This is a genomic window from Pseudophaeobacter sp. (assembly GCF_039971195.1).
Lineage (GTDB): Bacteria > Pseudomonadota > Alphaproteobacteria > Rhodobacterales > Rhodobacteraceae > Pseudophaeobacter.
This window is the reverse complement of record NZ_JBDWPJ010000167.1, coordinates 1-19,731: the sequence shown is the minus strand read 5'-3', so window position 1 is coordinate 19,731 and position 19,731 is coordinate 1. Positions and strand designations below refer to the sequence as shown.

General features: G+C 56.8%; 17 protein-coding genes and 1 pseudogene. 3 read left to right on the top strand and 15 right to left on the bottom strand.

What is annotated here, in order from left to right:
* The 3 genes and pseudogenes from ABJP42_RS14885 to ABJP42_RS14875 all read right to left on the bottom strand — a co-directional run.
* Window positions 1-447 (bottom strand): annotated as a pseudogene (locus ABJP42_RS14885) (methyl-accepting chemotaxis protein); the annotation flags it as partial.
* An 80-nt stretch (window positions 448-527) separates the two neighbouring features.
* Entirely contained in the window at window positions 528-836 is a 309-nt protein-coding gene (locus tag ABJP42_RS14880; RefSeq protein ID WP_348341701.1) for a hypothetical protein, read from the bottom strand.
* A 448-nt stretch (window positions 837-1,284) separates the two neighbouring features.
* The gene (locus ABJP42_RS14875; RefSeq protein ID WP_348341698.1) at window positions 1,285-1,665 is read right to left on the bottom strand and encodes a carboxymuconolactone decarboxylase family protein; all 381 of its coding nucleotides are present in this window, start codon (window positions 1,663-1,665) and stop codon (window positions 1,285-1,287) included.
* Window positions 1,666-1,898: 233 nt separating this feature from the next.
* On the opposite strand from ABJP42_RS14875, the gene ABJP42_RS14870 reads away from it, so the two are divergent.
* Both ABJP42_RS14870 and ABJP42_RS14865 read left to right on the top strand, forming a co-directional pair.
* On the top strand, window positions 1,899-3,899 hold the full coding sequence (locus ABJP42_RS14870) for a bifunctional metallophosphatase/5'-nucleotidase (RefSeq protein ID WP_348341696.1): 2,001 nt from the start codon (window positions 1,899-1,901) through the stop codon (window positions 3,897-3,899).
* A 156-nt stretch (window positions 3,900-4,055) separates the two neighbouring features.
* Window positions 4,056-4,796: a DNA/RNA non-specific endonuclease gene (locus ABJP42_RS14865; RefSeq protein ID WP_348341694.1), complete on the top strand. Its 741-nt coding sequence runs from the start codon at window positions 4,056-4,058 to the stop codon at window positions 4,794-4,796.
* A 70-nt stretch (window positions 4,797-4,866) separates the two neighbouring features.
* Here the strand turns inward: ABJP42_RS14865 and rlmF are convergent, their stop codons facing one another.
* Window positions 4,867-5,793 (bottom strand): 23S rRNA (adenine(1618)-N(6))-methyltransferase RlmF, encoded by a 927-nt coding sequence (gene rlmF, locus ABJP42_RS14860; RefSeq protein WP_348341692.1) that lies wholly within the window; start codon window positions 5,791-5,793, stop codon window positions 4,867-4,869.
* Window positions 5,794-6,219: 426 nt separating this feature from the next.
* Window positions 6,220-6,591, bottom strand: coding sequence for a CoA transferase (locus ABJP42_RS14855; protein ID WP_348341705.1), 372 nt, complete (start codon window positions 6,589-6,591; stop codon window positions 6,220-6,222).
* Between ABJP42_RS14855 and ABJP42_RS14850 the strand changes: the two genes are divergently transcribed.
* Complete coding sequence (locus tag ABJP42_RS14850; RefSeq protein WP_348341690.1) at window positions 6,573-7,334, top strand: ImmA/IrrE family metallo-endopeptidase; 762 nt, start codon at window positions 6,573-6,575, stop codon at window positions 7,332-7,334. The genes ABJP42_RS14855 and ABJP42_RS14850 overlap by 19 nt on opposite strands.
* Before the next feature lie 377 nt (window positions 7,335-7,711).
* Here ABJP42_RS14850 and gyrB read toward each other — a convergent pair whose 3' ends face one another.
* From gyrB to ABJP42_RS14800, 10 genes are all read right to left on the bottom strand, one after another.
* Window positions 7,712-10,129, bottom strand: coding sequence for a DNA topoisomerase (ATP-hydrolyzing) subunit B (gyrB, locus tag ABJP42_RS14845; protein ID WP_348341688.1), 2,418 nt, complete (start codon window positions 10,127-10,129; stop codon window positions 7,712-7,714).
* 144 nt (window positions 10,130-10,273) lie between these two features.
* Window positions 10,274-10,894 (bottom strand): LysE family translocator, encoded by a 621-nt coding sequence (locus ABJP42_RS14840; RefSeq protein ID WP_348341686.1) that lies wholly within the window; start codon window positions 10,892-10,894, stop codon window positions 10,274-10,276.
* A gap of 45 nt (window positions 10,895-10,939) precedes the next feature.
* Window positions 10,940-11,740: a nucleotidyltransferase domain-containing protein gene (locus ABJP42_RS14835; protein ID WP_348341684.1), complete on the bottom strand. Its 801-nt coding sequence runs from the start codon at window positions 11,738-11,740 to the stop codon at window positions 10,940-10,942.
* A complete protein-coding gene (recF, locus tag ABJP42_RS14830) occupies window positions 11,737-12,834 on the bottom strand; it encodes a DNA replication/repair protein RecF (protein WP_348341682.1) in 1,098 nt (365 codons plus the stop codon). Before recF ends, ABJP42_RS14835 begins: the two co-directional genes overlap by 4 nt.
* Before the next feature lie 125 nt (window positions 12,835-12,959).
* Window positions 12,960-14,081, bottom strand: a complete 1,122-nt coding sequence (gene dnaN / locus ABJP42_RS14825; RefSeq protein WP_348341680.1) for a DNA polymerase III subunit beta — start codon at window positions 14,079-14,081, stop codon at window positions 12,960-12,962.
* Window positions 14,082-14,375: 294 nt separating this feature from the next.
* A complete protein-coding gene (gene dnaA / locus ABJP42_RS14820) occupies window positions 14,376-15,833 on the bottom strand; it encodes a chromosomal replication initiator protein DnaA (protein WP_348341678.1) in 1,458 nt (485 codons plus the stop codon).
* A 561-nt stretch (window positions 15,834-16,394) separates the two neighbouring features.
* Window positions 16,395-16,658 (bottom strand): 30S ribosomal protein S20, encoded by a 264-nt coding sequence (gene rpsT / locus ABJP42_RS14815; protein WP_348341676.1) that lies wholly within the window; start codon window positions 16,656-16,658, stop codon window positions 16,395-16,397.
* A gap of 258 nt (window positions 16,659-16,916) precedes the next feature.
* Window positions 16,917-17,693 carry an acryloyl-CoA hydratase gene (gene acuK, locus ABJP42_RS14810; protein WP_348341703.1) on the bottom strand — a complete coding sequence of 259 codons (777 nt, stop codon included), beginning with the start codon at window positions 17,691-17,693 and terminating at the stop codon, window positions 16,917-16,919.
* A gap of 63 nt (window positions 17,694-17,756) precedes the next feature.
* Window positions 17,757-18,608 carry a bifunctional DNA-formamidopyrimidine glycosylase/DNA-(apurinic or apyrimidinic site) lyase gene (gene mutM, locus ABJP42_RS14805; protein ID WP_348341674.1) on the bottom strand — a complete coding sequence of 284 codons (852 nt, stop codon included), beginning with the start codon at window positions 18,606-18,608 and terminating at the stop codon, window positions 17,757-17,759.
* Window positions 18,601-19,671, bottom strand: coding sequence for a hypothetical protein (locus ABJP42_RS14800; protein ID WP_348341672.1), 1,071 nt, complete (start codon window positions 19,669-19,671; stop codon window positions 18,601-18,603). The genes mutM and ABJP42_RS14800 overlap by 8 nt, the downstream gene beginning before the upstream one ends.
* Between the last annotated feature and the right edge of the window lie 60 nt (window positions 19,672-19,731).

The following is a 19,731-nucleotide window of genomic DNA, read 5'->3' as shown; positions in this document are numbered from 1 at the left end:
GGCAATGCTCTTCAGCAAGCTCACCAACAAAACACCCGCTTCGAGCAGAACAATCACCGCGTGCAATACGGTCCGCTGCAGGTTCTGCATCAGATCACCGCCGGGATAGACCATTTTGGGCAGCAGGAAGCTGAAGGAGATATGGTGCAGGGCAACCAGAACCGTGGCAAAGATTAGCGCCTTTGGGCTTCCCAGGGTCGATACAATGGCGAGCACCGCAAAGAACAGCATATGCGCGTCCAGCTGCCAGGCATGACCGCTCAGCGCGGCTGTAAAGAGAATACAATGCGCGACAAAACAAAAGCTCAACAGGTAGTTGCTGGTCGAGATTGGCATCTTCTTTGACAGAAAGGCCAGAACACCCAGCGTCACGCTGATCGCAGCAAACACCCACCAATTGGCATTGCCAGCCAGGAAATAGGCCGCAAGCCCAGGTCCGGGGACCATCAGCCAGCTGGTGATTTGCTGCAGGCCATGTTCGTTTGAGAACTGGCCGCTTGTGCTTTTCTTTTTCCCCCCAAAGGGCATCATATTGCGCATAACTCTAACACTCGCTTTCCATCGACCACCAACCACGCACCGTTCGAATAGAGGCGGTCGACACTTTGAGAACTTTCCAGAGTCACCAACACACCAAGTGGGGCGCGCTCAGGTGCAACTTCCTGTACCTCAGCCTGTTCGGCTATCCGTGCGGCATTGCCCCAAGGCGCAGCGAGAACCAACGCTACATCTCCAACTTGGGGGCGCGCCTGCAAAAACAGCGGCAAGACTGGCGAACAGATCACAATGACCGAAGCGGCCACCATGAGTGCTACATCTGAGATAGCAACTTTCATCCCCCAGTTTCTGCGGCAAATTTCCTTACAGAATCTAAATTCCTAAAAAATGGGTCTTGGGAAAAAGAAACAATTTTCCAGGATTTGCGGGGCTACCCCCTAATTTACAGCGCGTATCAGGCGTCACAGCCGAGAGATCAAACACTAACCAACTGAAAAAATTAATTAATCTACACTGCGCCTTAAGGGGTTTTTGCAATGCAGCAAACTCAAACGGAGTTGGGTTTTGATTCTGGGGGCCGCAAATCATCACGGTTCAATTTTAGATTGAACCGCCCCAGGAGCCCCAACCGCGCAAATCAGCCGCTCAGAGTGGGGAACTGAGAGCCGAATTGCGCGCTACACTGGGCGAATCTTAAAATTTTCCGATCCGGAAGGATCGCCCTTGGCTGCCAAACCTAAGAGGCGATGACACACTGCTGCCAGATTTCCACTGATGAGCCCGACGCTATTGCTCTTCGAGGACCCTGCGTGCGACGCGAAAACACTCGAGCGCCTGCGGGACACCGCAATAGATGCCAATCACATGAATAATGGCGCGGATTTCATCCTGCGATACCCCATTGTTGATGGCGCCACAGCAGTGGATTTCCCACTCATGCATTTTCCCCAGCGCACCAATCATCGACAGGTTCATCATCGACCGGGTCTTGGCGTCGATCACATCGTCGCCCCAGCCAAAGCCCCAGCACCAAGCAGTCATCGCCTCCTGAAAGGGGCGGGTGAAATCATCGGCTGCAGCCAGATTTTTCTCGACGTATTCCGCGCCGAGCGTTGATTTACGTTGCTCCAGCCCCTTGAGAAACAGGTCTTCGTCAAATGCGCTCATGTCTTCCCCTTAATCTGACCCGAGAACCGATAGTTCGGGGTTTACGCCCCTAGTGGTCGCTCCCACCCCCAGCAATACAGGAGTGTCGACCCTCCGGCACCTTGTTTTCGCGGCCCCTCTGTCGCCTGGCCCTGCAGGCTCAGGGAAGGTCATCAAACCCTTAAGAAACTGCAACCTTACTGTCATTTTGATACTCTAGACAGCGCGGGCTGAAATTCGTTCAAGGAAGCCCAATGTCACATGTAACCCGCCGCCGCTTCATGACCTCCTCTGCCGCTCTGGCCGCTGCTGCTGCCCTCACCCCCAGCTTTGTCACCCGCGCCAATGCCCGCGCTGCTGCTGGCGAAATGCTGATGGTCCCGGGCACCCCAAACCCAAAGGGGATGTTCGAGCGTCTGTTCCTGCTCAAGGGCGACGCGCTGTCTCAGCCGATTACCACCATCGTCAGCGAGGATGGCGCGGCGGTCCCGACCCGCACTTTGGCTCCCGGAGAACGTCGCGTTCTGCGCTTGATGCATTTCAACGATATGCACAACCATATGACCGATCTGCACAAGAAGAAGGGCGATACCCATCGTCTGGCTCAGATGGTGCAACGGGTGAACACGACCAAAGCTGCTGCCGCGGAAAATGAAATCGTGCTGTTCCTCTCTGCCGGGGATGATCACACTGGCTCTGTGTTTGATGAATTGCTGGGCTGGGCCCCAGAGGAATTTGTCGCCGATGCAGGCTACCGCGCGGCCTCGGCTGCCGGGGTAGATCTGGCGGTTCTTGGCAATCACGAATTTGACCGGGGTGGCGAGATGCTCAAGCTGGGCATCGACAAGGACGCAGATTTCCCAGTGTTGTCTGCCAATGTTCATGGCTCTGCCTATATGACCCGCGACGAAGACTATGTTGCTGCCGCCATTGGTGAAGTCAAAGGCCTGCGCATTGGCTTTATCGGGTTGACCACCGCCGTCGACACCCGCGTCGGCATGGAGGCAGACCCCACGCTGGACGTCGCCAGCCCGGTCCGCGCCGCTGCCAATATCTATAAGGCAGTTGAGGCGGTTTCTGACGTGGTGGTAATCCTATCCCACTGTGGCTATGGCCGCGACATGCATGCCTCTGGCAAGGCAGCAACGGCGCGCAAAATCGGCGAAGGTGATTTCTCCATTGCCGAGGCCATCGGCGGCCTTGGCAGCAAACCCTGTGTGCTGATCGGGGGCCATTCGCACACCACCCTGAACCAGAGCGGGATCGAGGCGGACAATATGGTCAATGGCCTGCTGCTGACCCAGGCCTCGGCCAATGGCAAGTTCCTGGGCGAGGTCGCCATGTCCATTGCCGCCGATCAGGGCCGCGATGCCTGGTTCTCCAGCGTGGCTCTGCATGCCATCAAAAAACGCGATGACCGGGTGACTGAGGGCGATGAGAAATACGCCTCCCTTGAGCATGACGGCGATTTTGATGCCGGCTTTGAGGCCGAGGTCATGGCGCCACTGATCACCGCGCTGGAGAGCAAACTGTCTGAGGTCATCGGTGAGGTGAAGGACGACAGCCTGGTCAATCACGACCAGACCGTCGCGGATCGCTATGTCGGCGAAGTGGCCCTGGCCAATTTCATGAACGACGCCCTGGTTGAACGCTCTGACACCTTTCCCAGCGGCAGGGTCGATTTTGCCCTGTTCAATGCCACCGGGCTGAGCACTGGCATCAACAAAGGCCCGCTGACCTTCCGGGAATGGTTCGACGTGATGCCCTATGCTGATCAGGTGGATGTGGCCACGGTGACCGGGGCGCAGATTCGCGACATCTTGAATTCCAACGCCAAACGCCTGTTGCGCGGCGATGAGGTCGATGGCACCGACCTGGGCGGGTTTGTATCGCGGGGCTTTTTGCACTTCTCCTCTGGTATCCGGTACCGGATCGAGCAGGGCAGCGCGGTTTCTGAGGCCAAGGCCGTCGATATCACCCTGCAGGGGCAGCCCATCAATGCGGTGCTGGACAAAAGCTACACCCTGGCCTTCCCCACCTATATCTCGCTGGGTGCCTTTGGTGAGACCTGGAATGGCAAGCCCATTGGTGGCGGTGTGGCTGGAGAGTTTTCCAGCTTTGATGTGCGTCGCCTGCCCTGGGAGCATACCGGTCTGGTCTATCGCAATGAGGTCATCGCGGCGATCCGCGCCATGGGCCCAATTGATGCCGCCACAGGTGCCAAGCTGGACGGCCGTCTTTCCGTCAGCGACTGATTAGCGCCGCCAAACCCAAGACCCTCCCCGTTGCGACGGGGAGGCAGCCAGTTCGAACAGAAACCAGTGCAAAACAACTCTGAGGCGTTTTGAAAATGTGTTACTCTGGAGCTTCCAGAAGCTCACATTTTCAGAAATCAATTCCTGGAGTTCCCCATGAACGATCCCTTTCAAATGCAGCCAGAGCTGCGCTATGGTGCCCCGGTCTGCGATCAAATTCTCACCAACAGGTTCTTTTCAATCGGCTACTCTTGGCATCACCGCCAGGCCAAATGGACGCTGGAGATCATCAGCCAGGAATCCATGATGGTGCACGACCTGCCAGAGGTCGAGCGCAAGGATTACTTTCGCGCCGACCTCAGGGTGCCGCGGCGATTTCGCGCCGGGCTGGGCGCCTATGAAGGCAGCGGTTTTGACCGCGGGCATCTGGTCGCTAGCGCCGACAAGGACCTACTGCATATCCAAAACAGCGAAACCTTTCTGCTCTCCAACATGAGCCCGCAGGTGCCGTCGTTTAATCGCGGCGTCTGGAAGCGGCTGGAAAAGGCCGTACGGACGCTGGACCAGGACCCGGACATCTTTGAAACCTATGTGCTGACCGCGCCGGTGTTTTATTTTGGCAAGATCATCGAGACCATTGGCGACGACAGTGACGCCTCTGGCATCGACATCCCCATTCCCCATGCCTTTGTCAAAAGCGTGCTGACCGAAAACAAGCGAGGGCAGCTGTCGCTCTGGACCTTCAAGCTCGACAATCAGGCGCTTGATGGGGATCTGGAGGATTATCTGGTGGTCACCTACGACGCTGAGCAGCTTATAGGCGGCCGGTTCTGGGACCGTGTCGCAGGGGGCGATCTGCATGACCAGAAAAAATCAAAGGGCCGGTTCTGGTCCTAAGCAGCCCCTGTCAGACTGCGGGGTCATGGCACTGCAGCAGCCTGCCATGACCGCAACGTAAAGGGGGCTTCTACGCTCGATCTCTTTTTGCAAATAGGGAGCGTTGGTTTCTCTTCTTGTAAGTCCAGGCGATAAAACGACTTATCTTTTGCCCCTGCGCCATCTCCACGACTTTGTAGTCAGCAACCCTTGCTCTTTTTAGAATGCGAGAGAGGGGCTGAAGGTTGTCCTTTTTCGACACCAAAGAAGTAAACCACAGGCACTGGTCGGCGAATTCCCTGCTCTGATCAACCATACGGGCGATAAACTTTGTCTCGCCACCAGGACACCAAAGTTCAGCATTCTGGCCACCAAAGTTGAGCTTTGTCGAACGCCCTTTGCCAAGGTTCGCCCATTTTCTTTGGGTCCCCTTGTTGGCCTGTTCGATAGACCCATGGAAAGGTGGATTGCACATGGTTAGGTGAAAAGCATCCTTGGGCTGGATCACACCGCGAAAGATATTCTCGCGATTGTTTTGACGCCTTAGAGAAATTTCCAAATTGTTGAATTCGCAAATTTTTCGGGCTGACTTGAGCGCGCCCGCGTCGATGTCGACGCCCGTGAAATGCCAACCATATTCGCTTTGGCCCGCGAGGGGATACACCAGGCTTGCACCGGTACCGATGTCCAAGACTTTGATATCGCCACCTCTGGGGATCTCTTGGTTGTTGCTGTCTGCAAGCAGGTCCGCGAGATAGTGGATGTAGTCAACCCGGCCGGGAATGGGTGGGCATAGGTAACCCTCGGGAATGTCCCAATACTCAATATCGTAATGCGCCTTGAGCAAAGCCCGGTTGAGCATACGGACGGCGCTCACATCTTGAAAATCAATCGTTGTCCGGCCCGCAGGATTACTGATCGTGAAGGCCTTGAGCTCAGGTGTCTGCGCCCCCAAACGCACAAAATCATAGCCATTTATGTGTTGGTTACGGGGGTGCAGCTTAGATTTGGTGGCCATGGGGACGCCTCTGTAAAAGTTTTCTGGACGTCCGCCAATCCGGGGCTGGCCACAGCCGCTTTGCTCTCCAGGCGTTCACGACGGAGAGCAAAGCTGTGCCTGAACCTACAACCGCTGTAGGGCCGAGCATAAATTTGCACTGTGCTGACGCGACAATTGAGAAAATCCCATCTTCATAACGCTAACTTTGCACTCGATCTTGACCATAACTTAGCACCACAATTTCAAAGCTGTTTTGCGTGTCTCCATCATTCTTGGATAGTGAAACTCAGCTCTCCCCCAAAGCTCTTGAAGGCAGCAAACGGCTCCAACTCGCCCTTCGGGTTACACCCCTCGAGAAGGTCATTTAGGATGAAAGTTGCCGTTGCGGCGGCCCCTCACGCCAGATTGATCGTTTCTTGTCTCGCCTCGCGGAGGTCAGTTCATTCATTCTACTGGGGTGAACCTAGGTGCCGCAGAAACGGTGGTCAAGCCGTTGTCTCGGAGGATCGTCTGACCTGCCTTCATGTAGCCGAACTTTCCAACATCCCCCAAGGGGACCACCCATGAGAGACAAGCATCCGGCGTATCTACTGCCCTCTGCAAAATGTCCAAATCCATTCCCTTAATCGCAGCAGCAACGCCCTTGCACATAGTCGGCCAGTTTTTGCGGTTCATCTGGTCAGCAAAAATTGGGTCCATCAGGTTCAGGGCCTTGCACATGGCGACGTAGAACTTCGGCTCTATCGCCCCTGTCGCAATGTAGCGGCCAATCTGAGTCTGATAGCAACGGTAGAACGGTGCGGCACCATCAAGCAGGTTGCTATCTCGTTCTAATCACCAGATCCCCGCGTTCATCCACCCGTAGATCAGACGCCAAGGTCAAGTTCAGGGAACTTGACGGATGCGAGGCCTACCTTCTGGCTGACACAAGGCTTGGCCGCGCGATCATCTCAATCGATGATCGAGCGAACCAACTCCGGCAACGTTTCTCCCTGGCGCACGAAATTGGTCACTGGGAACGACATAGAGGTCAACTTCTGGTATGCAGTAAAGAGGACATTGGTGGTTCGGGTGGGCGGCGAAATGGACTCTCACGAGAGAAGTCTGCGAACCAATTTGCTGCGGAACTCCTGATGCCTGAGTTTATGCTCAAGCCAATTCTCAGGGATTATAGAAAGTTCAACATGCACGCTGTTCGGCAGCTCGCCGACACCTTCAATACCAGCAAGACCGCGATGGCTTATCGACTCGTGGAGATGGAGAAGGAACCTTGCATCCTCGCTGCCTACAACAAATCAGGATATGCGTGGCACATTTCATCAAAGAGCATCGGCCATCAATGGTGGCCACGCCGCCTCTTGGATTCACAGAGCAACGCTTACAGCATCCTCTTCAACGGCTCTCAGGACGATGTAACTATGTCTGACCTGGATGCAGATACCTGGTTCGATGTGCCCGGGGCTGATCGGATCGAAATAGGCGAGCAGTCATTTCGCGTCCATGACGACCTCGTCATGGCGCTACTTGTAGCCCGAAGTGATCGAATGTTGGCCGACTGATGCAAACGTAGGCCGGCCCAGAGAACTATTCTGATTTAGTCGAGGTCAAACGAATCTCGCGCCGAGTTTGTTGCCCATGTAGAGCAACAGGCGGTACAATATCAGTTAGACGCCGGGCGTGTCCTGCCTGGGATCCTGCCGTTTCATTCAGGCGTCCATGCTATGATGCATCGTTGGCGGTATGCGGGCGAAAAACGCCAACCCCGCGCCGATAGGTAACGAACTCATCCGTCCTGGGATCCCCCCCCCTTCCGCAGCACTATAGGCAATTCCCGCGAAAATATCGGATGCCCGCAGTGCTACGAAAAATCTACATGATGCCGTCCGAGTGCAAAGTTATGCTCGAAGTGCAAAGTTATGCCCGAACCTACAAGCGCTTAGAAATCCAGATTTTCCACGCTCAGCGCGTTTTTCTGGATGAACTCCCGACGCGGTTCAACCACATCGCCCATCAGCTTGGTAAAGAGGTCATCCGCTTCAACCATGTCGTCCACCTGCACCTGCAACAGGGTCCGGGCATCCGGGTCCAGAGTGGTCTCCCAAAGCTGGTCGGGGTTCATCTCACCCAGACCTTTGTAGCGCTGCAGCGACAGGCCCTTTTCGCCTTCGTCCATGATCGCCTTGAGCAGATCCAGCGGGCCGTGGATGGCGATGGTGCGGTCGCGGCGCACCAATTGACCCGAGGTGCTGTAGATCTCTTGCAAGCTCTTGGTGAAACTGCCGGTCTTGCGGGCCTCGCCTGAGCGCAGCATCGGCCCGTCCAGGGTGCGGACCTCTTCGACACCGCGCAGAATACGCGCAAGACGAATACCGTGATCCTGGGTGATCCGGCCCTGCCAGCCCTTTTCATATTCCAGCGCAATGAGATCAAGCCGGGCGGCAACCTTGTCGGCGACCCCCTGCAGATCCGCATCCACCGCGCCCGGCACAAAGGCGCCTGCCACTGCGGCCTGCTCCAGAATGTGGCGCGGATAATGGGTCGGGAAGGCATCCAGCACCCGCTTCAGCTGACGCGCCTCATCCACGACACGGGCCAGATCCTGACCGACCAGTTCTTCGCCGGAACCCAATTTCAGCGTCGCCCCTTCGACGCCCTGATGGATCAGATAGTCATCCAGCGCCGCCTGATCCTTCAGATAGACCTCGGATTTGCCACGGGCCACTTTGTAAAGCGGCGGCTGGGCGATATAGAGAAAACCGCCTTCGATCAGTTCCGGCATCTGACGATAGAAGAAGGTCAGCAGCAGGGTCCGGATATGGGCGCCGTCGACATCCGCATCGGTCATGATGACAATCTTATGGTAGCGCAGCTTGTCGATATTGAACTCATCGCGGCCGATGCCGGTGCCCAGAGCCATCACCAGGTTGCCAATCTCCTGGCTGCCCAGCATCCGGTCAAACCGCGCCCGCTCCACGTTCAGGATCTTACCCCGCAGCGGCAGGATCGCCTGGGTCTGACGGTCGCGCCCTGTCTGGGCGGAGCCACCAGCAGAATCCCCCTCCACCAGGAAGACTTCGGTCTTGGAGGGGTCTTTTTCAGAGCAGTCTTTCAGCTTACCAGCCAGGAAGTTCACATCCATCGCAGTCTTGCGGCGGGTCAGCTCACGCGCCTTGCGGGCGGCTTCGCGGGCCAGGGCGGCCTCGACGATCTTGCCAACGATCTGCTTGGCCTGATTGGGGTTTTCCTCAAACCATTCCGCCAGCTTTTCATTCACCAGGCTTTCTACCACCGGGCGAACCTCGGACGAAACCAACTTATCCTTGGTCTGGCTGGAGAATTTTGGATCCGGCACTTTCACCGACAAAACGCAGGTCAGACCTTCGCGGGCATCATCACCGGTGAAAGAGACCTTTTCCTTTTTGGCAATACCGCTGGACTGTGCGTAGTTGTTGATGGTGCGGGTCAGCGCGCCACGAAAGCCCGCCAGATGGGTGCCGCCATCACGCTGCGGAATGTTGTTAGTAAAGGGCAGCACCGATTCATGGTAGCTGTCGTTCCACCACATCGCCACTTCAACGCCGATATCGTCCTTCTCACCAATGATGTAAACCGGGCTGTCCATAACCGGTGTTTTTGACCGGTCGAGGTATTTTACAAACTCCTTGACGCCGCCTTCATAGAACAGCTCGGATTCCAGCCGTTCTGCCGGGCGTTCGTCGCTCAGGATGATCTTGACGCCCGAGTTCAGGAAAGCCAGTTCGCGCAGGCGTTTCTCCAGAGTCTCGAACGAATACTCCAGGTTGGAGAACGTATCGGTCGAGGCCATGAACCGCACTTCGGTGCCGGTCTGATCGCCACAATCCTGCACCACCTTCAAATGCTCTGCAGTATCGCCCCGTTCGAACCGGGCGACATGCTCTTTGCCTTCGCGCCAGATCCGCAGCTCCAACCAATCGGACAGGGCGTTCACAACGGAAACACCCACCCCGTGCAGACCGCCGGAAACCTTGTAGGAGTTGCTGTCAAATTTGCCGCCCGCGTGCAGCTGAGTCATGATGACTTCCGCGGCTGACACGCCTTCTTCCTCGTGGATGCCCACCGGAATCCCGCGCCCGTTGTCATAGACAGAAACCGAACTGTCGGCGTGAATGGTGACCCGAACGTGATCGGCATGTTTGGCCAGGGCCTCATCAATGCCGTTGTCCACCACCTCATAGACCATGTGGTGCAGACCAGAGCCGTCATCGGTGTCACCGATATACATGCCAGGACGTTTGCGAACTGCCTCCAACCCTTTGAGAACCTTAATGGAATCTGCACCATATTCGGCTGGGCTCTGTTCGTTCTCAGACATTCGCGACTTCCTGTTTTAACTTTCAGATTTTATATCCAACTCAGCCCCCAATGTCACCCGCAGCAGGGCTTTTTCTCAGGTCTTGGCAGGGAATTAGATGCACCCCTGTCAGCGCTGCAGAAGCAGCTCAGGCGATTGCAAGCTTCAGGTAAAGGGCAGCAGGGTGCCAACCCCGATCAGCAGGGCGCCTGAGGTCAGATTAAGCCGCCGCATCGCTGCCGGCGAAGAGATCACCGCACGCAGAGAATGCACCAGGGCTGCCATCACCAGATTGCCCATAAGCGGCACCAGAAAAGACAGGCAAATGATCACCGCAACATCCACCGAGGTCAGCGCCCCAAGGTCAAAGAACCCCGGCAAAAGCCCCATGTAAAACAGGATCGCCTTGGGGTTGCCCATGATCACCGCCACCCCGGCGGCAAACCCGGCCCAGGCGCCGGGGCGGGTCAGGGCGCGGTTTTCAGTCACCGCGCGCCCGGCGCTGCGGATGACCATGACCCCCATGGAGACAAACATCACGCAGGCGACCCAGCGCAGCACCAGCATCACCTCGCCCAGGCTTGCCGCCAGCCAGGTCATGCCACCAATCGCCACCAACGGCCAGATGAGATCCCCAACAGCCACCCCCAGCGCCAAAGGCCAGGCGGCCTGAAACCCACCAGAAACCGCCCGCGCCATCAGCGCCAGCCAAACTGGCCCCGGCGTCAGAAACAGCACAAACAAGGCCCCCGCATAGAGCAACAGATCCCAGGGAGACAGCGTCACGACGGTGCCCGCGCCCCTGGCAGCTCCGCCCAAAGGCAAAGGCGCTCAGCCATCTGCGCTAAATCTCTGATGCAGTTGGTTTGCCGCCTGCCAATCGGCCCGGCGCCGCTCGCCCGACGTGGCCTGCAACCAGTCTTTCGCGGCCTGGTTTTCCTCGGCAATCAACGCATCAATCAGCGGCGCATCCGGCATCGCCTCTGCCTTTTCCCGCAACTCCGCTTTTCGGCGAGTCAAACCAGCAATCTGGTCGGTCAGTGCTGCATCCAGCCCACAGCCCTGCATCAACTCACCCATATTCATTGGCGGAACCGGAGCCTGCTGCAACCGCATCCAGCGCAGGGCCAAGGCAGGGCGCAGAATATAGAAATAGCGCTTCAACCTAATTTCACCGCCCGGTCCGCGCAAGCGGCTCTGCTGGCGTTCCATCAACTGGACATAGTGCCAAGTCACCGCGCGCCGATCGAGCACCCCGTCACAGAACTCCCGCAGGGCAGAAACCGCGCTCTGATCCGCCAAGTAAACGATCGGGGACTGCAGCCACTCTGCGATCACCGCATTGGAATTGCAGGCCAGTTTCAACGCCTTGCCCAGCTCCCAGCCCGACAGGTCCAACTCATCATCAATGGGGTATTCCACCACGTCCCGCTTTGCATCCAGCCGCAGGTGCCAGGACAGTGGGCGACTATAGACAAAGCGCACATCATAGTCGCTGTCCGGCGAATGAAATCCCCAGGCCCGCGACCCGGATTCGACAGCAAAAAGAATACGCAGATCTTCCTCGGTCTCGATCTCCTTCAGCTTTGCCTGAATTAACGCGCGCATTCCTGCGCTGACAGCTTCCGTCATGATTTTTTCACCTGTGACACTCCTTCAGCTTCATCTACCTCCAATAACTGCGCCCGCGCGCCCAGTTCAGCAAATAGCTCCGGCCCGGTGCCGGTCATCCAGGCCTGCGCCCCAAGGGTGCAGATTTCCTCGTAGAGGGCCGCGCGGCGCCCCTTATCCAGATGGGCTGCCACCTCATCCAGCAATAGGATCGGCGGCGCCCCCTCGCTGGCGGCCAGGGCCCGGGCATTGGCCAGAATAAGCGAGACCAAAAGCGCCTTTTGCTCCCCGGTGGAACAGTCCTTGGCCGCAATCCCCTTGCTGGCATAGGTGCCAATCAGATCGCTGCGATGGGGGCCAACCAATGTCCGCCCCACCGCCATATCCCGCATCCGCCCCTCTGACAGCGCCGTAACCAGATCCGACTCGCTCTCCGGCATCTCACCTTCAGACTGGATCAATTGCAGATCGGCCGTGGGAAAGGTGGTCTCGGCATCGTTCTGCGCCTGCCGCAGCCGCTGGACAGCAGCGCTGCGGGCCTCATGAATGCGATGCCCTGCCGAGCCCATCTGCGCCTCTAGCACCCGGTACCAGGCGCCGTCGCGGATCTGTTCTTTCAAGAGCTTGTTGCGTTCGCGCATGGCCTTTTCATAGGCCAGTGTTGCCTCCGCATGGCTGGGGTCAAAGCTGAGCGCGATCCGGTCCAGAAACCGGCGACGCCCCTCGGCGGCCTCCACCCAAAGTCGGTCCATCACCGGCACCAGCCAGACCACCCGGCAAATCTGCCCCAGCGCGATCTGGTTCGAGGCCTTATTGTCGATCCTGACCTGACGCGCAGCGCCTTCATCCGACCAGGTCTCGATCTCATAGGCCTGTTCAGAGGTTTGCAGCACGCCTTTCAGCTTCCAGCCCAGGCCTTCAGGGCGGCGCGCCATCTCGGCGGCGCTGGCCCGGCGCAGCCCGCGCCCCGGCGAAAACAGCGACACCGCCTCCAGAATATTGGTCTTTCCCGCACCATTATTGCCATGAATGGCCACGGGTCGCCCATCCAAATGCAAGTCCGCCCGCAGATGCGAGCGGAAATGAGACAATGTCAAAGAGGTCAAAGCCAGCATGGGGTCCGTTCCGGTCTCATCTTTCCCCAAAAACTCCCGTCCCGCTGCCCGGCAGGCGGTTTTGCTGCAAAGCGGCAGAAAGGGCCATCAGGCAAATCCTTGCGCGGTGATCCTTACCTGCCGCGTCAGACGCGCATCGGCATCACAACATAAACAGCGCTTTCGTCGCTGCCTTCGCGCATCAAGGTCGGATCGCCTGAAGAGTTGAACATAAAGACCGCGTTTTCACGATCCACCTGATTGGCAATCTCCAACAGGTATTTGGCGTTAAAGCCAATCTCCAGGCGTTCGTCGCTATAGGCTACGGCCAGCTCCTCTTCAGCGGCACCGCTGTCAGGCGCATTGACCGAAAGGATCAAACGATCCTCTTCCAGCTGCAGCTTCACCGCGCGTGAGCGTTCGGAAGATACCGTCGCAACCCGGTCAACCGCACGGGCAAATTCATCCGCATCCACCTCGAGCCGACGGGTATTGCCCGCAGGAATAACCCGGGTGTAATCGGGGAAGGTGCCATCAATAACCTTAGAGGTCAGGGTGATATTGGGAGTGGCGAACCGCACCTTGGTCTCTGACACCGAGACCGCAATATCCATGTCGTCGTCATCCAGCAGCTTGCGCATTTCACCAACAGTTTTACGCGGGACAATCACCCCCGGCATGTCTTCGGCGCCCATGGGCAGGGAAGCATCGATCCGGGCCAGGCGGTGGCCATCGGTGGCCACACAGCGCAGCACCTTGCCGCCTTCAACCGCGTCAGAGACATGCATATAGACGCCATTCAGGTAATACCGGGTCTCTTCCGTGGAAATAGCAAATTTCGATTTATCAAAGAGACGACGCAGCATGGCGGCATTGGCGGTAAAGTTCGAATGATATTCGGAACTGGCCATAACTGGGAAGTCTTCGCGCGGCAGGGTCGCCAAAGAGAAATTCGAGCGTCCGGCTTCCACGGTCAAACGACCGGTGGCGGCATCAGCGGTCAGCGTCACCAGGGCGCCATCCGGCAGCTTGCGCACGATTTCATGCAGGGTGGTGGCCGCCACAGTGGTGGCACCAGCGCGTTCCACCTGGGCCGGGGCCTTGTCGACCACTTCGATATCAAGATCTGTGGCACGGAACTGCGCCACCTCGCCTTCGGCTTCGATCAGAACATTGGCCAGGATCGGAATGGTATTGCGGCGCTCAACCACCGATTGGGCCTGTGCAACGGCCTTCAGGAGTGTGCCGCGTTCGATGCTGATCTTCATGTCGCTTTTCCTCTTCGTCGCGCCTCTGCGCTGTCGCCTGGCAAAGTCATGGCAATAGCCGGGATAGGCAAAGTAGCGGTTTGCCCCTCATGCACAAGGCTTTTTATTGAGTTTTCCAAGGGAATCCGAGCAGCGTCAAGGGGCTAGATCCCGCAATGATGCGAAACCCTGACATTCGTTGCCACGGAACCCATCCGAAGACAAATAGGGGCCCAATCTGCGATGGCTATTCCACAAAAAAACGGCCCCGAAAACTCGGAGCCGTTGTCAGTTTGGTGTCGATTGAGGCAGACCTCAGGATTCGAGCGCGCGGCGCAGCATTTCCACGTCTTCGGCAATCTGCCCATCCGTCGATTTCAGCTCTTCGATGCGGCGCACACCATGCATGACCGTGGTATGATCGCGGCCACCAAAACGGCGGCCAATCTCTGGCAGGCTACGGCTGGTGAGCTTTTTACAAAGGTACATCGCCACCTGACGCGGACGCGCATACGAACGCAGACGCTTGGGGCCGATGATGTCAGACATCCGGATATTGTAATATTCCGAGACCCTGCGCTGGATCTCTTCGACGGTGATTTTGCGCTCTGAGGCGCGCAGTACATCCGCCAGACAGTCCTGGGTCAGATCCATGTCGATCTCACGTCCAACCAGCGAGGCAAAGGCAAAGAGCCGGGTCAGAGCGCCCTCGAGAACCCGCACATTGGTCGAGATCCGATGCGCCAGGAATTCCAACACACCATCATTGATCTGCAGATCCGGATAGGTCTGTTGCTGCTGCTGAACCTTGGTCTGCAAAATGCCAAGACGCAGTTCGTAATCGGTGGGATGCAGATCCACCACCAGGCCGCATTGCAGACGCGATTTGACCCGGTCTTCCAGATCTTTGATCTCTCCCGGGGCACGGTCCGCAGAAATGATGATCTGTTTGTTTTGGTCAACCAAGGCGTTGAATGTATGGAAGAACTCTTCCTGGGTGGAGTCCTTGCCGGCGATGAATTGCACGTCATCCACCATCAGAACATCCACCGAGCGGAACAGATGTTTGAAATCCATCATCTTGCGCTCGCGCAGCGCCTGCACAAAGCGGTACATGAATTGCTCTGCCGAGAGGTAGAGCACGTTGAGATTTGGATTCTGCGCGCGGATTTCCCAGGCAATCGCATGCATCAGGTGGGTCTTACCCAGACCCACACCACCATAGAGAACCAGCGGGTTGAAGGTCACCGGGCCACCTTCGGCCACACGGCGGGCCGCAGCATGGGCCAGCTCGTTTGGCTTGCCGACAACAAAGTTGTCAAAGGTAAACCGCGGATCCAAGGGGGCTGCCTGCAGGCTATCCATCGGCGCAGATGCCGCGGCCTTGCTGGACAGTGATTTTCCGGGGGCCGAAGGGCGCATCGGATCTTTTTCCCAATGTGTGTCCGCAGCCTGCGCACCGGTACCAGATTGCATTTCAGCAAAGGGCTCTGCGGGCTGTTCAACCTGGCGAACCGGACGGGCCGGAGAGTTTGCTGCAACCCGGAACGCCAATCGCTGAACCGGCTCACCCGATAGGCTGAACTCATGCAGAATCAGATCTGCAAAATTCTGACTCACATAGTTGCCCATAAAATTGGTTGGCACGTGAAACACCGCCACACCATCATCAACTGAAGCGAACTCAAGCGGTTCGATCCAGGTCGTAAAATTGTTTTGACCAACAGTCTTCAGAAGCCGCGTTCTGAGCTGTCCCCATTTTTCTTCCGTCATCCTGCGCCTCATGCATCCCCAAACAAGCAGCAGCCCGTTGTCTTTTTGGCCTATCGCTTCCCTTCGCTCCAAAACCCGGAGCAGCTTTTCACATACCTCATGCCTTTGCGGACAGGAGAACCTATCCACATTCCCTTTCGGGCAACGGAACTGGCCAACAAAATGCCACCAGAGAGTGGCGCTTTCCTTGGTACCAAAATACCGTTTCTGCACACAAATGGGACGAAGCCACAGGTTGGAATATCCAACACAGTAGAGCGCGGGTTCCCTAAAAACCATACTGGTCTTCAGTAAACCTATGCGCCTTCAGTAACCTTGATGCCCGTCAAGATCACCGCAAGCAGCCTGTCCCCCCAGCGAGTGAATCGCTGTATATGTGGTAACAAGTTGCGAGGGGCAGCGGCAATGAAACTCTGATGTTGACTCATGCTTTGCCGCGAAAGAATCTCTCGCAGCTGCAGCACGCGCCCGTCACATAAGGACAAAAAGAAAAGACGCCGCAAAAATGCGACGCCTTCAAAATTTTCAATTTCTGGCTTGCCAGAAATTCCCAGCCGGGAATCAGCCCAGCGCTTTGACCCGTGCGGTCAGGCGAGAGACTTTCCGCGATGCGGTGTTCTTGTGGTAGACGCCTTTGGTCACGCCACGCATCAGCTCAGGAGCGGCAAGACGCAGAGCTGCGGCTGCATCTTCTTTATTGCCAGATTCGATGGCTTCTTCAACTTTACGCAGGAAGGTGCGGATGCGCGAACGGCGGGCTTTGTTTACTGCAAAACGCTTTTCGTTCTGACGGGCGCGTTTTTTTGCTTGGGGCGTATTTGCCATGTCTCTGTGACCTTATCTTCGGGTTCATATTTATATGTCGGCGCAGGCCAGCCAAACCCGGATCAGATCACGGAGTGATTCTAGCCAAGCGGGCTGCACGCGCATGTATGGCTGCGGTCTTTAATGGGCTGGGCTGCAAGATGCAAGCAAATTGCCAAAAGACCTTGTTTCAAACGCCCCGGCACCAACCACCTGCCGAAACGAGACCAGGGCCACACTCGCAGAGCGGCCCTGGTATAGGGGGTAAGACCCCGTTGATTACTTGTCGCGGAACTGGGCTTCGCGTTTTTCCAGGAAGGCCGCCATGCCCTCTTTCTGGTCTTCGGTTGCAAACATCGAGTGGAACACCCGGCGTTCAAACAACATGCCTTCGCTCAGCGGCAGTTCGTAGCTGCGGTTGACCGTTTCCTTGACCGCCATTGCGGTGAGCTGGGATTTTTCAGCAATTTTATGCGCCGCGCCCATGGCTTCTTCGATCAGCTTTTTAGCAGGCACCACCCGCGACACCAGACCGGCGCGCTCGGCTTCTTCGGCGCCCATGAAGCGACCGGTGAGGTTCATATCCATGGATTTGGATTTGCCCACGAACCGGGTCAGACGCTGGGTGCCACCAATACCGGCCACAACGCCAAGATTGATTTCCGGCTGACCGAATTTGGCGGTTTCCGCCGCGATTATGAAATCGCAAAGCATCGCCAACTCGCAGCCGCCGCCCAACGCATAGCCCGCAACCGCCGCGATGATCGGCTTGCGGATCGCCACGATGCGATCATTCACCTGACCAAAGAGGTTGCTGGTGTAGACATCGGTGAAGCTCATCTCTGACATCTCTTTGATGTCGGCGCCGGCGGCAAAAGCCTTTTCCGAACCGGTCAGCACGATGCAACGCACCTTGTCGCTGGCGTCGGCTTCTTCAAGGGCAGTGCAAAGCTCGCCAACGAGCGCTGCATTGAGTGCGTTCAACGCCTCAGGGCGATGCAGTTTGATAAGGCAAACGTGGTCCTGCACATCGACGTTGATCGTCTCATAGGCCATGGATATTGCTTTCATTGTTCCGTTCAGAACCGAGTCATTACCACGAGAAAGATCGCATTCAAGCTATCTTTGGCACTTGCCACAGTAGAAAGAGGATCGCCCAGACTGGGTGATTCTGGCAATAGTGCCCTCACAGCCCTGCCGCCGACAGGGCTCCCCTTCGCGGCCATAGACATCAAAGCTATGCTGAAAATATCCAAGTTCTCCATTGGCTTGGCGGAAATCTTTCAGCGATGATCCGCCCGCTTGGATGGCCTCTTCCAGCACCTTGCGGATGATCGGAACCAGGCTGGCAACACGGGCCGCGGCGAGTTGCCCCGCTTTGCGTTTTGGCGAGATCCCAGCGCGAAAAAGCGCCTCACAGACGTAGATATTGCCCAGGCCAGCGATGATTCCCTGATCCAGCAGCGCCGATTTCACCGGAGAATTCTTGCCTTTGAAACCGGCAATCAGGTGGTCCTCATGAAAGTCATTGCCTAGGGGTTCCGGCCCCAGCACCTTGAGCAATTTATGCTCGGCCAGCCCTGCCGTTTCGATCAGATCCATGGCGCCAAAACGGCGCGGATCATTGAAGGTCACCCGCGCGCCGTTCTCCATGTCAAAGACCACATGATCATGTTTTGCCGCCTTTGGGTGGTCATGCACAAACTGCCCCAGAGGGTCGCCCGAGACCGTCATCCGCCCCGACATGCCCAAATGCACCAGCAGGGTCTCGCCCCGGTCCAGCTCCGCCAGGATGTATTTTGACCTCCGTCTGAGCGCCACTACCCGCGCGCCAGTCAACCGCTCAGCCATGCGCTCTGGAAAGGGCCAGCGCAGATCTGGCCGGTTGACCTGTGCCTGGGCAATCACCGCGCCCTCCATCGAGGGCTGCAATCCCCGCATCACGGTCTCGACCTCGGGCAGTTCAGGCATTTAGTCTGCTTTCTGCATATGCAATCAGATCCTTGGCTCCCTTTAGGCTACCAGACACCTTTAAGTCCAATCCCCCTGCAAAGCTTAGCACGCGGGAATCGGTATCCAACTGATCGCGCACTACTGCTCGTAAATCTGACCAGGGCATCGATGCTTCCCGCCGCCAAGTACCACCAAAGTGGGTCAGTGCCTTATCATTCCAAAGATAACGTGGCCCCTGAAAAAGCCAGGCTAAATAAAGACAGTAAAGGCCGCCACCAGCGCTCAACAAAGCCCAAACGACATTCGCAAAGGTCCTATTTCCCAAAACCGATATGGTGTTCTGCAAAAAGAGATACCCCATGAGACCAGCCATCCCAAGCATCAACAGAGACATCGTCACCCACATCAAGAACCCGATGGTGACTCTCCTTGTACTCGGAACTGATCCAATAGCACGTGTCTGGTCCTGCTGCTCTATCTGCTCTTTTGAAGCTCTGGTCAGTTCATCAATAGCCTCATGAAAATCACCAACGATTGTGAGCTTTTTCTTGCCAGAAAAGTAAAAAGTCACCTGGCCAAACTCCGAACCATGCTCGACGCGTTCCAAGTCACTCCAAAGCGCATCCCCGCGACGAAACAATCCGCGCCATTCTATCCGCTGCCCGTTCCAGGTCTGGCGAGACCGCATAACAGCCAAAGCCGACAGGCAGAAAAGAGGCAGCAGACCACCGAGATACATAATGGCTTCCGCAATACTCACCTGCCCCGGTTTGTCGAAAAACACGACATAGATCGATAGCCATGACATCACACCGGCAACTACAACCAGGACTACTCGTGTCCCAATCCGATAGCCTGCTGTTCGGTCATGGTTAGCAAGTGCACGACTTTCCCGTCGGCCCAGATGCGCGACAAGAAACAAAAGCCAGACAAATACCCCAGCAACAAAAACTCCCAGCAAATCTGCAGCCAGCTCAAACCAGTCACCAAGAAAGTCGCGCGCCTCTCTCGGGAAGGCCACCAACATACCGGCCATGGCCAAGCAGAGGGGCACAATACCCAGTACAATAAACCTTTTCATCCCCGCCCCTGCTACACATTCGCCCAATTGTCTTCCCGGCCTTGGTCTCTATAAGAGGGG

Coding starts and splice junctions, on each gene's coding strand:
- ABJP42_RS14880 (WP_348341701.1), bottom strand. CDS start 836: ATGAAAGTTGCTATCTCAGATGTAGCACTCATGGTGGCCGCTTCGGTC.
- ABJP42_RS14875 (WP_348341698.1), bottom strand. CDS start 1,665: ATGAGCGCATTTGACGAAGACCTGTTTCTCAAGGGGCTGGAGCAACGT.
- ABJP42_RS14870 (WP_348341696.1), top strand. CDS start 1,899: ATGTCACATGTAACCCGCCGCCGCTTCATGACCTCCTCTGCCGCTCTG.
- ABJP42_RS14865 (WP_348341694.1), top strand. CDS start 4,056: ATGAACGATCCCTTTCAAATGCAGCCAGAGCTGCGCTATGGTGCCCCG.
- rlmF (WP_348341692.1), bottom strand. CDS start 5,793: ATGGCCACCAAATCTAAGCTGCACCCCCGTAACCAACACATAAATGGC.
- gyrB (WP_348341688.1), bottom strand. CDS start 10,129: ATGTCTGAGAACGAACAGAGCCCAGCCGAATATGGTGCAGATTCCATT.
- ABJP42_RS14835 (WP_348341684.1), bottom strand. CDS start 11,740: ATGACGGAAGCTGTCAGCGCAGGAATGCGCGCGTTAATTCAGGCAAAG.
- recF (WP_348341682.1), bottom strand. CDS start 12,834: ATGCTGGCTTTGACCTCTTTGACATTGTCTCATTTCCGCTCGCATCTG.
- dnaN (WP_348341680.1), bottom strand. CDS start 14,081: ATGAAGATCAGCATCGAACGCGGCACACTCCTGAAGGCCGTTGCACAG.
- dnaA (WP_348341678.1), bottom strand. CDS start 15,833: ATGACGGAAGAAAAATGGGGACAGCTCAGAACGCGGCTTCTGAAGACT.
- rpsT (WP_348341676.1), bottom strand. CDS start 16,658: ATGGCAAATACGCCCCAAGCAAAAAAACGCGCCCGTCAGAACGAAAAG.
- acuK (WP_348341703.1), bottom strand. CDS start 17,693: ATGGCCTATGAGACGATCAACGTCGATGTGCAGGACCACGTTTGCCTT.
- mutM (WP_348341674.1), bottom strand. CDS start 18,608: ATGCCTGAACTGCCCGAGGTCGAGACCGTGATGCGGGGATTGCAGCCC.
- ABJP42_RS14800 (WP_348341672.1), bottom strand. CDS start 19,671: ATGAAAAGGTTTATTGTACTGGGTATTGTGCCCCTCTGCTTGGCCATG.